Consider the following 12,297-nt stretch of genomic DNA (forward strand, 5'->3'; position numbering starts at 1 on the left):
GTCAGGGCACGGGCTGCAGCAACTCGCTGCATTTGTTCGAGAGGGGGGACACGTCGGGCTCCGGCGGGTGCCACAATATGCCGAGGGGTGTGCCATCGCCCTTGTCGAATTTGCGGTGTTGTTCAATTCCGCCGAAGCAGAACGACGAAAATCGAGTCAGCCCCTTATCGGCCAGAGCGGCGAGAACTTGAAGCGACGCGCCATAAGGGGCGTCCGCGGCTGGTTCGAAGATGACTTCCGCAGCGATAGGCTGCTGCGCAATCCACTCGAGATGGTTGGCGAACTGGGCTCGATCAGCCACCATGCCATTGACCATCGGTTCGCCCAAAGAGGACACCGATATGCGCTGCACGCTCCCTTCTCGGGTCGGGGTCATATGGGGGTATGGTGCCGGCAGATCGATCATCACCGCGTGTGTGGGCGTCGGGTAGCTTGCCATCGACAATACGGCAGGCAGCATGAGTACTCCGGCAATCGGTGCGACATTGGGTCGCCGGATGGGCTCGCCGTGGTCGAACTTGGGGTAGGGCCTCCTGCGCCGCCTCATTTGCTTCACTCCCCCGAACGTCCGAATTCGCGATGGTGATGGTTGCCGATGAAGGCGAACTTCTCGACGCCTGCATCCTTGATGAGCGCGATCGTGCGCGCGGAGGTCTGGTAGCTGGCCTTCGCATCGGGCTGGAAGCGGACGAGCGGTTCGGGGGTCATCGTGGCCGCGCCGGCCAGCTGGTTGAGCAGGATCTGGCGGTCGACTTGCTGGCCGTTCCAGTAAAGGCGGTCTGCGGCGTCGATGCCGACCGTGTTCTCCGCGCGGATTTCCAGCGACGGCGTGTCGGTGGGCAGCGGGATGAGCAAAGCATGGGTGGCCATGGGAATGACCATGATGAACATGATGAGGAGGACCAGCAGTACGTCGATGAAGGGCGTGACGTTCATGTCGCTGAACATGGTGCGGTGGTCGTAAGTGCGACGGGCGGCGAAGGGCATGGGCAGTCTCCTCGTTGCTTGATGTGATAACATCACAAATATTTGATGTTGGCAAGAGGCTGTAATTGAAGGGTCGGGCAGCGGGCTCAGCGGACTTACGCCAGGCAAAGAAAAAGGGGCGGATTTCCCCGCCCCTCGTTCCGTTTGTCTGTAGCCGATGAAGGCTTACTGCATGCCGGCCTTGCCGAAGCTGCGGTAACGCTCGTTGCCGACGAAGCCGAACTTCGTGACGCCGCTGGCCTTGATGATTTCAAGGACACGGACCGAACGATCGTAGCTGGCGAGCTGTTCGGGTTCGAACTGCAGCTCGGGCTCGGGATCCATGCGGGTCGATTCCTGCAGCAGCTGGACCAGTTCGCCGTCCGAAATCGGGTTGCCGTTCCAGAGCAGCTGGTCATCCTGCGTGATCATGAGCTTGTTCTTGATCGGCTCCACGATGACGTCCGGCGGGTTCTCCGGCGGAGTCGGGAGGTCGATATCGACCGAGTGGGTCGCGACCGGAATGGTGATGATGAACATGATGAGGAGAACGAGCAGGACGTCGATGAGCGGCGTCATGTTCATTTCCATCATCGGGCTGCCATCGTCCTTGCCGCCTGACATTGCCATGGTGGGTTACTCCTGAAAAATTGCCTGCCGGCCAGAGCGCTCGAAAGCGCTATCAGCCGTTGGGGTCGACCGGGTTCGAGATGAAGCCGACGGTCGGGTAGCCTGCCGCCTGCACGTTGTAGATCGCGCCTGCAACGCACGACCAGGGTGCATTCACGTCCCCGCGAATATGGACCTGCGGGATCTTCTCGGGGTCCTGCATGATCGCATCGGGGCCGCCTGCACGCGTCACGATCGTGTCGAGACGTTCGAAGGCCATGTCGTAGAGCTCGTCCGACGTTACCGGCGTCGTATTGTTGAAGTAGATCCGGCATTCGCCATTGCGCGATGCGCCCGCGAAACCGGTGTCGCCTGCGCTGAGGCCGGCATCGTCGCTGGTGCTTACCGTCAGCAGCAGATTCTCGACCTTGTCCTTCGATTCCTGCGACTCGAGGACCGGGATTTCCAGCTTCTCGATGGTCTGGATCGCGACCGGGACCGCGATGAGGAAGATGATCAGGAGCACCAGCATCACGTCCACGAGCGGCGTGGTGTTGATGTCCGACATCGGCGTTTCTGCGCCGCCGCCCATCTGGATCGCCATAGCTTACATCCTATCCGTTCAAATATTCACAACGTTGCTAAAGTCTGCCGGTGCGGACGGGTGCTGCCCACCCGCACCGGCCAATGACTTAGCGCTTGGTCGTGGTCGTCGTGGTGGTCGTGCCGGCAGCGGGCTTGGCGCCCGGGACGGTACGGCCAGCAGCGGCCTTGCCGGCAGTCTGCGTCGAGGTTGCGGTCATCGCCGGGGGCTTGATCGAACCGTTCGAGTTGATGTTCGCCAGCAGGTCGGTCGAGAAGCCGCTCAGCATCTCGGCGATGCGACGGTTGCGGCTCTGCAGCCAGTTGTAGGCGAACACGGCCGGAACAGCGACCAGGAGGCCGATGGCGGTCATGATGAGTGCTTCACCAACCGGGCCTGCGACCTTGTCGATCGATGCCGAGCCGGCCATGCCGATGTTGATGAGTGCGCGGTAGATACCGATAACCGTACCGAGCAGGCCGACGAACGGAGCGGTTGCACCCACGGTCGCGAGGAACGGCAGGCCGCCGGCGAGCTTGGCGTTGATGCTGTGCTCCGAACGCGCGAGCGAACCGTGCATCCAGTCATGCGCTTCCATCTGGTCGCTGAGCTTGGCGTGCTTTTCTTCGGCGATGAGCGCATCGTCGACGAGCTGGCGCCATGCGCTGTTCTTTTCGAGCTTGGTTGCGCCTTCCTTCAGGGTGTTCTGGCGCCAGAACGCGGTGCGCACGTCCTTGTACTGCTTCATCACCTTCTGCTGTTCGAACAGCTTGGTGAAGAGGATGTAGAACGAACCGACCGACATGATGACCATGATACCCAGGATCGTCCAGGCGACGGGGCCACCCTGTTCCATGGCTTCCATGAAGCCGAATTCGTTTGCGGGAGCCGCGGTGAGAAGAGTGAAAGTCATAGCGAGTAGTCCTCTAAGAAAATTTATCTGTAGTCCTTGCCCTGGTCCCTAGTCGGGCAGGACATACCGAATTGATTGCGACGTGGTTTCGCTGATCGGGTCGCCGGCGGCGTTGAGCGCCGGGTTGTAGCGAGCATAACGCTGCATCCCGCGGCAGGCTGCCTGGTCGAGCGCGCTCGAACCCGAGCTGCCGGTAACCGAACAGGCTTCCACGCGGCCGTTGGCACCAACCGTGATGCGCATGGTCACGGTGCCCTGTTCCTCGCGGCGCAGGGCGCTGGAGGGATAGTCACCCTGGATACGCGCGGCCCAGCGGTTGAGGTTGTCGGGCGACACGCCGCGTGCCTTCGAAGGCACGGGGCACGAGGCCGAAACCGCAACGGTCGAACCGTTCGGGCAGGTCTTGGTCGCTTCCGGGCAGGCCATCGACGCGAAGACGGTCTGGCCACCGGGACAGGTCTTGGTCGGCAACGGATCAGGCTCACGATCGGTGATCTGTGTCGTCGTCCGGTCGAAGACAGGATTTGGCTTCGGATTCAGCTTCGGCTGCGGCACGACCGGCGGAGGCGTGAATTCGGGCACTTCCTGTTCGGGCGGAGGCGGCGGAGGCTCGTCCTCGGGCTCGGGCGGCGGGGGCTCTTCCACATCGACCGTAGTTACGCGCTCGACCACTTCCTTGACTGCGCTGATAGCGAGTCCAGTGACGAGCAGGTAACCGAGGGCAATGTGAATGAGGGCAACGATGACGATCGCGATAACGCGATTACTACTCATCTGTTGGTCAGCATAAGCCATTCGGTTGCATCACTCCATCGTGTCTGCCCGATTCGCACCGGGCCAGTTCATGGCGCCGTTTGGGGGGTAGGTACGTATCCGTACCCCGGCACCGCATTCCTATTACACCTTGGCGAACCCTTCGAGGAACGTCGGCGCTGGGCCAGGCTTGTTCCCGAATAAATCGCCAATGGCAACTCTCAGGCAATATTGTATCATTAACCCGGTTATGGTGCACCCCTTAGCGGTGGAGGGCTTCACGGGGCAAGCGCTTTATCGGTTCACGGTCGATTCACGGCCTCTGCTCCAAGGAACGCTTTGACATGCTCCAAAGTTTCCGGATGGAACCAAGAGACGGTTTTTACGAAAGGTTTATTTCAACGCCATGTCCAAATTGCCGATTCTCGCTGCAGCTGCAGGCCTTGCGCTGGCCGCTCCGCTGGCCGCACAACCGGCTCCCCCTGCCGCGCTCACTTATGCGGATATGGTCGATCTCGCAGAGGCCGCCCCGCTCGTTATCCGCGCGAGAATCGTCGATCAGGTTGCCCTGAAGCCCGAGCGCGCCCCCGATGTCGCACCGGGCCATGTGCGCCTTTATATAGAAGCCGAGACGCTGGCGCTGATCGCGGGCAATGCGCCGCTGGGGCAGGAACTGGAATATCTTGTCGATGTCCCGCTCAATTCAAAGGGCAAGGCCCCCAAGCTCAAGAAGAGCGAAGTGCTCCTGTTCGCGCGGTCCGTACCCGGACGGCCGGGCATGCTCCAGCTCGTCGGCAAGGGCGCGCAGCAGCCTTACAGCGCCGCTTTCGAAGAACGGCTGCGCCCGGTCCTGACCGCGCTCGTGGCACCCGATGCGCCCCCCGCAATCGTCCGCGTCGGTGATGCGCTGGCGGTCGAGGGCACGCTGGTTGGCGAATCCGAAACCCAGCTTTTCCTCGATACCGCAAACGACGGCCCGGTCTCGATTACCGTGGTCCGCCGCCCCAACCAGCCGGTGCGCTGGGGTGTCTCTTGGAGCGAGATCGTCGACCAGTCGGCGCGTCCGCCTGCGAAGAAAACGCTCGAATGGTACCGCCTTGCCTGTTCGCTGCCGTCCGACCTGCCTGCGCAGGCGAACCTGTCGCGCGATCCGCGGGCGCGGGCGATGGCTGCCCGCGACTATGCTTATGTGGTCGAGCAGCTGGGCAGTTGCGACCGCTCGCTCTGACAAGCAGCCGCACACGCCCAGCTTAGGGCGGGTCAAGACAAACTGGTTCACGCCCCCGCCGCCCATGCGCTAGGCGGGGGCGCATGGAACCGTTCCGACACACTTTCCGCGTGCGCTATGCCGAAGTCGACCCGCAGAGCGTCGTCTTCAATTCGCGCTATCTCGAATATGCCGATGTCCTCGTCAGCGAGCATTTCCGCGAGGCGCGCGCCAATGGCATGCCCAAGGATGTCGAATTCCACGTGCGCAAGGCGGAGGTCGATTACCTCGCTCCCATCCGTCTCGACGAGCTTATCGAGGGCCGCCTGACAATCGAAAGCATCGGCAATTCGAGCATGCGGACGCAGATTACATTGCATGGCGCCGACGACGGCTCGCTGCGCGCGGAGATTCGCCTGCTGACGGTCCATGTCGACTTGCCCGAAGGCCGCCCGACACCTGTGCCCGATGCGGTGCGCTATGCCTTCGGTTTCCCCGCGCGGGAGACGGTCGATGGCTGAGCCGCTTCGCATAGCCCTTGCCGGGCTGGGTACGGTCGGTGTCGGCGTCATCCGCCTCATCGAGACCAATCGCGACATGATCGCCGCGCGCGCCGGGCGGCCAATCGAAATCACGGCCGTCACTGCACGGGAGCGCGGGAAGGACCGCGGCGTCGACCTCTCGCCCTATGCCTGGGTCGACGACATGCACGCCATGGCGGAGCGCGCCGATGTCGATGTCGTGGTCGAACTCGTCGGCGGCTCGGATGGTCCTGCGCTCACCCTCGCGCGTGCTGCCTTCGATGCGGGCAAGGGGCTGGTGACGGCCAACAAGGCGATGGTCGCGCATCACGGCCTCGAACTTGCCGAAGCGGCGGCGATCCATAACTCGCCCTTCGCCTTCGAGGCCGCAGTGGCGGGCGGCATTCCGGTTCTCAAGGGGCTGCGCGAAGGCACGGCGGCCAATGCGCTGACCCGCATCTACGGCATCCTCAACGGCACCTGCAATTACGTGCTCTCCGAGATGGAGCAGACCGGCGCGGACTTCGACGAGATGCTCGCTGCCGCGCAGGACAAGGGCTATGCCGAGGCCGACCCCGCATTCGACATCGAGGGCGTGGACGCGGCGCACAAGCTCGCCATCCTCGCCGCCATCGGCTTCGGTACGCGTATCGATTTCGAGAACGTCCGGACCGAAGGTATCACCGAGGTGCGCGCAAGCGACATCGCGCAGGCCGACAGTCTTGGCTACGTCATCCGCCTCGTCGGCATCGCCTCGCTTGTCAGCGAGGGCGACGATTGCCGCCTGCTCCAGCGCGTGCGGCCCTGCCTCGTACCTTTCCGGCACCCGCTCGCCGCGGTGACAGGCCCGACCAACGCGGTGGTGGCAGAAGGCGATTTCTCCGGACGCCTGCTGTTCCAGGGTGCAGGTGCTGGAGACAAACCCACGGCCAGCGCCGTGGTAGCCGACCTCATCGACATCGCGCGCGGGCAGAGCGGCGCGCCTTTCTCGGTGCCGACAACCAGCCTCGTCACCTATCCGCCCGCCGACCCGGGCAACCGCGTGGGGCGCGACTACATCCGCTTCACCGTGGCCGACCGTCCCGGCGTGCTGGCGGAAATTACCGCCGCGATGCGCGATGCCGATGTCTCGATCGAAAGCCTCATCCAGCGCGGGCGCGACCACGAGGGAGGTGACGTGCAGGTGGCGATGGTCACGCATGAGGGCCCCGAACGCTGCGTGACGAAGGCGCTCGAACTGCTCGACGGCTCGCCTAGCCTGACGGCTCCTCCGCTGGTGATGCCGATCCTGAAGGATTGAGCGGTTCGGGCAGGCCGAGTTCATCGGCATTGCCCTGCAGGCGCGGTTCGTCCGCGACTGTCACCGAGCCATCGGGGTTGGCCGAATAACCGCGCGGCGCGAGGCCGCGCGCCATGCGGTCGGCATCCGAGCCGACCGGTGTGTCGGGCAATTCGTCGAAGTCGATCATATAGGCTGGCGGCGGCGGGCAAGGCGGGAGGAAGCACCCGCGCGCTGCCACGAAGCCGTGGTTGGGTATACCGAACGCCTCGGGCGCCTGCGGGTCGTTGTGATGCATCGTCCGCTCCGCATGCTTCCGCTCGGCGGTTTCCTTGTCGTAGAGCCGGTTCTCGTCCCCGCTGCGCTTCCGGCAGACCACAATTTCGCCGATGAGGACGGCTGCATCCTGATCGTCTTCGCAGTCCTCATAGATTTCGTCCTCGGCCTCTTCGCGCGCGGCGAGGATGTCGATGGTCAGCGGCGGCTCTCCGGTCTGCGCCTCGAGCGCGTCCTTCGGCTCAGCGGCCTCCTGCGCTGCCAGCGGCATGGCGACCACCATCAGCGGGGCGGACATCGCAAATCGCAGGCTCCATCTCGACAATCCGGCCCTCCCTGTCTATCGGCCCGCGCATACGAATTCACAGGCGCGCCTTCGTTCGCGTCGCACCCATGCTTTCAAGGACTGAACCCCCCATGAACTCGACTCCCGGCAATCCGCTCGACCGCGTCCTCGTCCTCGAAATGGTCCGCGTGACCGAGGCTGCTGCCGTGGCCGCTTCCAAGCTCATCGGACGCGGCGACGAGAAGGCCGCCGATGCCGCTGCGGTCGAGGCGATGCGCAAGGCCTTCGACACGCTCGAAATCGACGGCACGGTGGTCATCGGCGAAGGCGAGCGCGACGAGGCGCCCATGCTCTTCATCGGCGAAAAGGTCGGCGGCGCGCCCGGCCGCGGACCGAAGATCGACATTGCGCTCGACCCCCTCGAGGGCACGACGATTACCGCCAAGGCCGGCCCCAACTCGCTTGCCGTGCTCGCCGCCAGCGCGGAAGGCTGCCTGCTCAACGCGCCGGACGTCTACATGGACAAGCTCGCTGTAGGCCCCGGCTACCCCGAAGGCATCATCGACCTCGCCAAGTCGCCGACCGAGAATGTCGAGGCGGTGGCGAAGGCCAAGGGCGTCGAACCTTCCGACATCATCGTCTGTGTGCTCGACCGCCCGCGCCATGCCGACCTCATCGCCGAACTGCGCGGCATCGGTTGCGGCGTGGTGCTGATCGGCGATGGCGACGTGGCCGGCGTCATCGCGGTGACCGACGAGGACACCACCATCGACATGTACATGGGCCAGGGCGGCGCACCCGAGGGTGTGCTCGCGGCAGCAGCGCTGCGCTGCGTCGGCGGTCAGTTCAACGGCCGCCTCGTCTTCCGCAACGACGATGAAAAGGCTCGCGCCGCCAAATGGGGCATCGAGGACCTGGACCGCATCTACACGCGGGATGATCTCGTGAAAGGCGACTGCATCTTTGCCGCAACCGGCGTGACCAGCGGATCGCTGCTTGACGGCGTGAAGTACCTGCGCGGCGGCAAGATGACGACCGAAAGCGTGGTCATGCGCGCCAGCTCCGGCACGGTGCGCTGGATCAAGGGCGAACATCGCGTCTAAGGCGCAGGTTGTAACTGCTACCGGCCAAATTTTCGGCAAAGGGGCGCAAAACCGCGCTTGGCCATGTTGCAATCCCGTGACGCTAGGCTAGGCGGGGGTCACAGCTTCCGACGGGGATTCGCTTTCATGAAAATCATGGCCGCCAACTCGAACCTGCCGCTCGCACGCGCGATTGCGGGTTATCTTGAAATGCCGCTTGTCGATGCGCAGGTGCGCCGCTTCGCGGACGAGGAAATCTTCGTCGAGATCCACGAGAACGTGCGCGGCGAGGATGTCTTCGTGGTCCAGTCCACGAGCTATCCCGCGAACGATAACCTCATGGAACTGCTCATCTGCATCGATGCGCTGAAGCGCGCCTCGGCCCGCCGCATCACTGCAGTTGTCCCCTATTTCGGCTATGCAAGGCAGGACCGGAAGCCCGGCCCGCGTACGCCGATTTCGGCCAAGCTGGTCGCCAACCTCATCACCGAGGCCGGCGCCGACCGCGTGCTCGCCGTCGACCTCCACGCAGGCCAGATCCAGGGCTTCTTCGACATCCCGACCGACAACCTCTTCGGTGCGCCGGTCATGGCAGCCGACATCCAGGCGCGTTATGGCGACCAGGATCTGATGGTCGTCTCGCCCGACGTCGGCGGCGTAGTCCGCGCGCGTGCGCTGGCCAAGCGTCTCGACAACGCGCCGCTGGCCATCGTCGACAAGCGCCGCGACCGTCCGGGCGAGAGCGAGGTCATGAACATTATCGGCGACGTGAAAAACCGCCACTGCATCATGATCGACGACATCATCGATTCGGGCGGCACGCTGTGCAACGCCGCCCAGTCGCTGCTCGACGAGGGTGCGGCTTCGGTCACTGCCTATATCACCCACGGCGTGCTGTCGGGCGGCGCAGTCGCGCGTGTCGACGGTTCGGCGCTGAAGGAACTGGTGATTACCGATTCCATCAAGCCGACCGAAGCAGCCAAGGATTCGGACAAAATCCGTATCCTCACCATCGCCCCGCTGATCGGCGAGGCCGTGCGCCGCATCGCCGACGAAAGCTCGGTCAGCTCGCTGTTCGACTAAGCCGCGCCGTTGGTCGGCGGTTCGGCCTCCGGGTCGCGCCAGGGCACTTGCGCCACGCCCAGTTCGTCCATCGCCTCGAGCCGCCGCATCTGGCGGATTTCGAGGTCGATGCGCAGCAGTACGGCTTCCATACGGGCAAGCGCTCCGGGCGAGGTCCCGAAGAAGTGCTGGATCTCGCGCGTCATGTGCGACTGGTCGAAATAGCGCAGGCGGAAATCGGCTTCCTCTTCCGGCATGGCGACTCCCAGCAGCGCTGCTGCCATGTCGAGGGCGCGGGCGCGGCGGACGGCCTGCTTGGGGCTGATTCCGAAGCTGGTCCTCACATGGCGCTCGACCGTGCGCCGGCTCACGCCGAATTGCTCGGCCACCTCGTCGAGATCGAAATCGACGTCGGTCAACAGGCGCTGGCTGATTGCCAGCGACATCTCCTCGGGCGGTGTCTTGACGCGCTGGAACAGGACCTGCCGGCATCGCTCCTCGAACTGGTCGAGCCAGGTTTCCCGGCTCTCGTTCACGTCATAGTCGGCGCGCCGGATGTCACCGGGAATGTCGGAATCGAAGCATTCGATCCGGTCGAGTGTCTCCTCGTGCGTTTTCGACTGGTCGAACGACGGGGCACCGGGATGGAACTGCACCATGAGGAATCGTATGGGCCCCCTGACCTCGACCTCCATTTCCCTGGTCTGGGGACCGAAGTAGAGCGTCCGGCTACCGTGCCTTGCGTCGAAATCGCGCGGTCCGTCGGCGGTCTGGAAACGCCATTGGCCGCGTAAGGGGACCCGGATGACCGGATTGTCGGAAAAGAAGCCGCAGCGGCGCCGACCGGTCCCGTCTTCGATGTCCACCACCGCGAGCGACTGGACCCAGGGAGCAATATCGCGAGCGGGCGCGCGGCTATAGGCAAGCGGCAAGCCGTCGCGCGTCAGCCCGGTGGACGAAGCGAGCGCAGCAGAGCGGCCATTTGCGCGGTGCGGCTTGGGAGGGGGACGCCGGTTAAGGCTCATCATCTGTTCCCTTCAGTGCGACCCGAAGGGCGACGTCGGTCGTGCAGTGCGTCTTGACCAATGCCGCGCACCTGTCAAATGCGCACCCATGGCTACACGTTCCGATCTCGACCTCGCCCACCGCCTCGCCGATGCCGCAGGCGACGCTATCCGCCCGCTGTTCCGCGGCGATTGGGACCAGGAGCAGAAGGAGGACCGCACCTTCGTCACCGAAGCGGACCGCGCCGCCGAGGCAGCCATGCGCGCGATTCTCGAGGCCGAGCGCGGCGATGACGGCATCATCGGCGAGGAATACGGGACGCGCAACGAGGGTGCGGGGCGCCAGTGGGTGCTCGATCCCATCGACGGGACCACCAGCTTCATCGCCGGTCGGCCGATTTTCGGTACGCTTATCGCCCTGCTGCAGGACGGCTTCCCCGTGCTCGGCATCATCGACCAGCCGATCGGGCGCGAGCGCTGGGCCGGACGCATGGGGCATGAGACGACCTTCAACGGCAAGCCCGTCCGCACCGCTGCCTGCCGCGAATTGTCGGGCGCGGTGCTGGGCACGACCAGCCCGCATGCCTTTACCGAGGGCGAGGCCGACCACTTCATGGGACTTGCCAAGGCGGTGGCCGAGCGCAAGATCATCTATGGCGGCGATTGCTACAATTACGGGCTCGTCGCGAGCGGGCATATCGACCTCGTATGCGAGGCGGGCCTCAAGCTGCACGATTTCGCTGCGCTGGCTCCCATCGTCGAAGGGGCGGGCGGGTTGATGTGCGACTGGTCTGGCGAGCCGCTTCACGCCGGAAGCGACGGTACCGCGCTCGCCATCGGCGACCCGGCACGGCTCGAGGATGTGCTCGAGGCCATGGGGCTGGGGTAAATAAGCAACAGTCCCGCCCGCTTCTGTGACCTGAATGTCTTTGTTTATAGAATTCCAACGATTGGCTTTTAAAGCGCAGCCGCCGATTGGACGGCAATTCAAGGGCTAATTCAGGGTCTGTATTATTATGAAGAAGATTGTTCTCGCATTGGCCATGGCCGGTGCCTGCATGCCTGTCGCGGCACACGCGCAGGGCGAATATGAAGAAACCGACGACTACGTCACCGGAGCCGAATACAAGTCGGGCTTCCGCGTGGAAGGCCGCGTGTTCTACGAAACCATCAGCGATCCGGCAGAGATCCGTTACGAAGGTATCTATTACTACCAGGTCGGCGAGACCGTCGAATTCGGCAACGGCATCGGTGTCGGCTTCGAAGCAGGCTACGATTTCCCCGTCGGCGAAAACGTGACCGTCGGTCCGTACTTCACCTATGATTTCTCGAGCCTTGAAACCTGTGAAGAAGGCGTCTGCTTCACGGCCCCCGAATATTGGGCGACCGGCCTGCAGGTTGGCCTCGCCAGCGGCGATACCGGCCTGCTTTACGGCAAGCTCGGCTACGGCCAGCAGACCGCGGCCCTCGAGGGCAGCTTCGCAGACGGCGGTGTCATCTACGACGTCGACGCACGTGACACCTTCGGTGGTTACAACTTCGCCATCGGCTACGAGCATGGTTTCTCCGAGACCATTTACGCTCGCGGCGAGTTCGGCGTCAGCGGAAACAACGACGTCTGGGGCTATGACCTCCAGCGCCTGATTTTCGGCATTTCGACCGGCGCGCGCTTCTAAACAGCGCCGTTCGCAAGAACGACCAGATGAGGGGCGGCGGGCTTTTGGCCCTGCTGCCCCTTTTTCATGGGCCTTCCCGG

Annotated in this window: 15 protein-coding genes; 7 read left to right on the top strand and 8 right to left on the bottom strand. The window is 63.9% G+C overall.

Annotated features, from left to right (window positions below; translation table 11 throughout):
- Window position 1: 1 nt before the first annotated feature.
- From K3152_RS11405 to K3152_RS11430, 6 genes are all read right to left on the bottom strand, one after another.
- Entirely contained in the window at window positions 2-460 is a 459-nt protein-coding gene (locus tag K3152_RS11405) for an ExbD/TolR family protein (protein WP_221574214.1), read from the bottom strand.
- Between the two features lie 92 nt (window positions 461-552).
- The gene (locus K3152_RS11410; protein WP_247713358.1) at window positions 553-987 is read right to left on the bottom strand and encodes an ExbD/TolR family protein; all 435 of its coding nucleotides are present in this window, start codon (window positions 985-987) and stop codon (window positions 553-555) included.
- 165 nt (window positions 988-1,152) lie between these two features.
- A complete protein-coding gene (locus K3152_RS11415) occupies window positions 1,153-1,596 on the bottom strand; it encodes an ExbD/TolR family protein (RefSeq protein ID WP_221574215.1) in 444 nt (147 codons plus the stop codon).
- Between the two features lie 52 nt (window positions 1,597-1,648).
- Window positions 1,649-2,179, bottom strand: coding sequence for an ExbD/TolR family protein (locus tag K3152_RS11420; protein ID WP_221574216.1), 531 nt, complete (start codon window positions 2,177-2,179; stop codon window positions 1,649-1,651).
- An 88-nt stretch (window positions 2,180-2,267) separates the two neighbouring features.
- Window positions 2,268-3,071 (bottom strand): MotA/TolQ/ExbB proton channel family protein, encoded by an 804-nt coding sequence (locus tag K3152_RS11425; protein WP_221574217.1) that lies wholly within the window; start codon window positions 3,069-3,071, stop codon window positions 2,268-2,270.
- A gap of 48 nt (window positions 3,072-3,119) precedes the next feature.
- A complete protein-coding gene (locus K3152_RS11430) occupies window positions 3,120-3,845 on the bottom strand; it encodes an energy transducer TonB (protein ID WP_247713359.1) in 726 nt (241 codons plus the stop codon).
- Between the two features lie 385 nt (window positions 3,846-4,230).
- On the opposite strand from K3152_RS11430, the gene K3152_RS11435 reads away from it, so the two are divergent.
- From K3152_RS11435 to K3152_RS11445, 3 genes are all read left to right on the top strand, one after another.
- Entirely contained in the window at window positions 4,231-5,052 is an 822-nt protein-coding gene (locus K3152_RS11435; protein ID WP_221574219.1) for a hypothetical protein, read from the top strand.
- Between the two features lie 83 nt (window positions 5,053-5,135).
- On the top strand, window positions 5,136-5,552 hold the full coding sequence (locus tag K3152_RS11440; RefSeq protein WP_221574220.1) for an acyl-CoA thioesterase: 417 nt from the start codon (window positions 5,136-5,138) through the stop codon (window positions 5,550-5,552).
- The gene (locus K3152_RS11445) at window positions 5,545-6,852 is read left to right on the top strand and encodes a homoserine dehydrogenase (RefSeq protein ID WP_221574221.1); all 1,308 of its coding nucleotides are present in this window, start codon (window positions 5,545-5,547) and stop codon (window positions 6,850-6,852) included. The genes K3152_RS11440 and K3152_RS11445 overlap by 8 nt, the downstream gene beginning before the upstream one ends.
- Here K3152_RS11445 and K3152_RS11450 read toward each other — a convergent pair.
- Window positions 6,806-7,405 carry a hypothetical protein gene (locus K3152_RS11450; RefSeq protein WP_221574222.1) on the bottom strand — a complete coding sequence of 200 codons (600 nt, stop codon included), beginning with the start codon at window positions 7,403-7,405 and terminating at the stop codon, window positions 6,806-6,808. The genes K3152_RS11445 and K3152_RS11450 overlap by 47 nt on opposite strands.
- Before the next feature lie 119 nt (window positions 7,406-7,524).
- Between K3152_RS11450 and glpX the strand changes: the two genes are divergently transcribed.
- Both glpX and K3152_RS11460 read left to right on the top strand, forming a co-directional pair.
- Window positions 7,525-8,496, top strand: a complete 972-nt coding sequence (gene glpX / locus K3152_RS11455; RefSeq protein WP_221574223.1) for a class II fructose-bisphosphatase — start codon at window positions 7,525-7,527, stop codon at window positions 8,494-8,496.
- A 126-nt stretch (window positions 8,497-8,622) separates the two neighbouring features.
- Window positions 8,623-9,558 carry a ribose-phosphate pyrophosphokinase gene (locus K3152_RS11460; RefSeq protein ID WP_221574224.1) on the top strand — a complete coding sequence of 312 codons (936 nt, stop codon included), beginning with the start codon at window positions 8,623-8,625 and terminating at the stop codon, window positions 9,556-9,558.
- Here K3152_RS11460 and K3152_RS11465 read toward each other — a convergent pair.
- Window positions 9,555-10,565: a helix-turn-helix transcriptional regulator gene (locus tag K3152_RS11465; protein ID WP_221574225.1), complete on the bottom strand. Its 1,011-nt coding sequence runs from the start codon at window positions 10,563-10,565 to the stop codon at window positions 9,555-9,557. The two genes, K3152_RS11460 and K3152_RS11465, sit on opposite strands and share 4 nt — an antisense overlap.
- Window positions 10,566-10,650: 85 nt before the next feature.
- Between K3152_RS11465 and K3152_RS11470 the strand changes: the two genes are divergently transcribed.
- Both K3152_RS11470 and K3152_RS11475 read left to right on the top strand, forming a co-directional pair.
- The gene (locus K3152_RS11470) at window positions 10,651-11,430 is read left to right on the top strand and encodes an inositol monophosphatase family protein (RefSeq protein WP_221574226.1); all 780 of its coding nucleotides are present in this window, start codon (window positions 10,651-10,653) and stop codon (window positions 11,428-11,430) included.
- Between the two features lie 127 nt (window positions 11,431-11,557).
- Entirely contained in the window at window positions 11,558-12,217 is a 660-nt protein-coding gene (locus tag K3152_RS11475; RefSeq protein ID WP_221574227.1) for an outer membrane protein, read from the top strand.
- Window positions 12,218-12,297: the final 80 nt, after the last annotated feature.

The organism is Qipengyuania polymorpha (genome assembly GCF_019711435.1).
Classification (GTDB): Bacteria; Pseudomonadota; Alphaproteobacteria; order Sphingomonadales; family Sphingomonadaceae; genus Qipengyuania; species Qipengyuania polymorpha.

Excerpts from the sequence above, each read along its gene's own strand:
- K3152_RS11450 (WP_221574222.1), bottom strand. The coding sequence starts at position 7,405 with ATGTCCGCCCCGCTGATGGTGGTCGCCATGCCGCTGGCAGCGCAGGAG.
- K3152_RS11415 (WP_221574215.1), bottom strand. The coding sequence starts at position 1,596 with ATGGCAATGTCAGGCGGCAAGGACGATGGCAGCCCGATGATGGAAATG.
- K3152_RS11470 (WP_221574226.1), top strand. The coding sequence starts at position 10,651 with ATGGCTACACGTTCCGATCTCGACCTCGCCCACCGCCTCGCCGATGCC.
- K3152_RS11460 (WP_221574224.1), top strand. The coding sequence starts at position 8,623 with ATGAAAATCATGGCCGCCAACTCGAACCTGCCGCTCGCACGCGCGATT.
- K3152_RS11445 (WP_221574221.1), top strand. The coding sequence starts at position 5,545 with ATGGCTGAGCCGCTTCGCATAGCCCTTGCCGGGCTGGGTACGGTCGGT.
- K3152_RS11430 (WP_247713359.1), bottom strand. The coding sequence starts at position 3,845 with ATGAGTAGTAATCGCGTTATCGCGATCGTCATCGTTGCCCTCATTCAC.
- K3152_RS11405 (WP_221574214.1), bottom strand. The coding sequence starts at position 460 with ATGCTGCCTGCCGTATTGTCGATGGCAAGCTACCCGACGCCCACACAC.
- K3152_RS11465 (WP_221574225.1), bottom strand. The coding sequence starts at position 10,565 with ATGATGAGCCTTAACCGGCGTCCCCCTCCCAAGCCGCACCGCGCAAAT.
- K3152_RS11425 (WP_221574217.1), bottom strand. The coding sequence starts at position 3,071 with ATGACTTTCACTCTTCTCACCGCGGCTCCCGCAAACGAATTCGGCTTC.
- K3152_RS11420 (WP_221574216.1), bottom strand. The coding sequence starts at position 2,179 with ATGGCGATCCAGATGGGCGGCGGCGCAGAAACGCCGATGTCGGACATC.
- K3152_RS11440 (WP_221574220.1), top strand. The coding sequence starts at position 5,136 with ATGGAACCGTTCCGACACACTTTCCGCGTGCGCTATGCCGAAGTCGAC.
- K3152_RS11410 (WP_247713358.1), bottom strand. The coding sequence starts at position 987 with ATGCCCTTCGCCGCCCGTCGCACTTACGACCACCGCACCATGTTCAGC.
- K3152_RS11475 (WP_221574227.1), top strand. The coding sequence starts at position 11,558 with ATGAAGAAGATTGTTCTCGCATTGGCCATGGCCGGTGCCTGCATGCCT.
- K3152_RS11435 (WP_221574219.1), top strand. The coding sequence starts at position 4,231 with ATGTCCAAATTGCCGATTCTCGCTGCAGCTGCAGGCCTTGCGCTGGCC.
- glpX (WP_221574223.1), top strand. The coding sequence starts at position 7,525 with ATGAACTCGACTCCCGGCAATCCGCTCGACCGCGTCCTCGTCCTCGAA.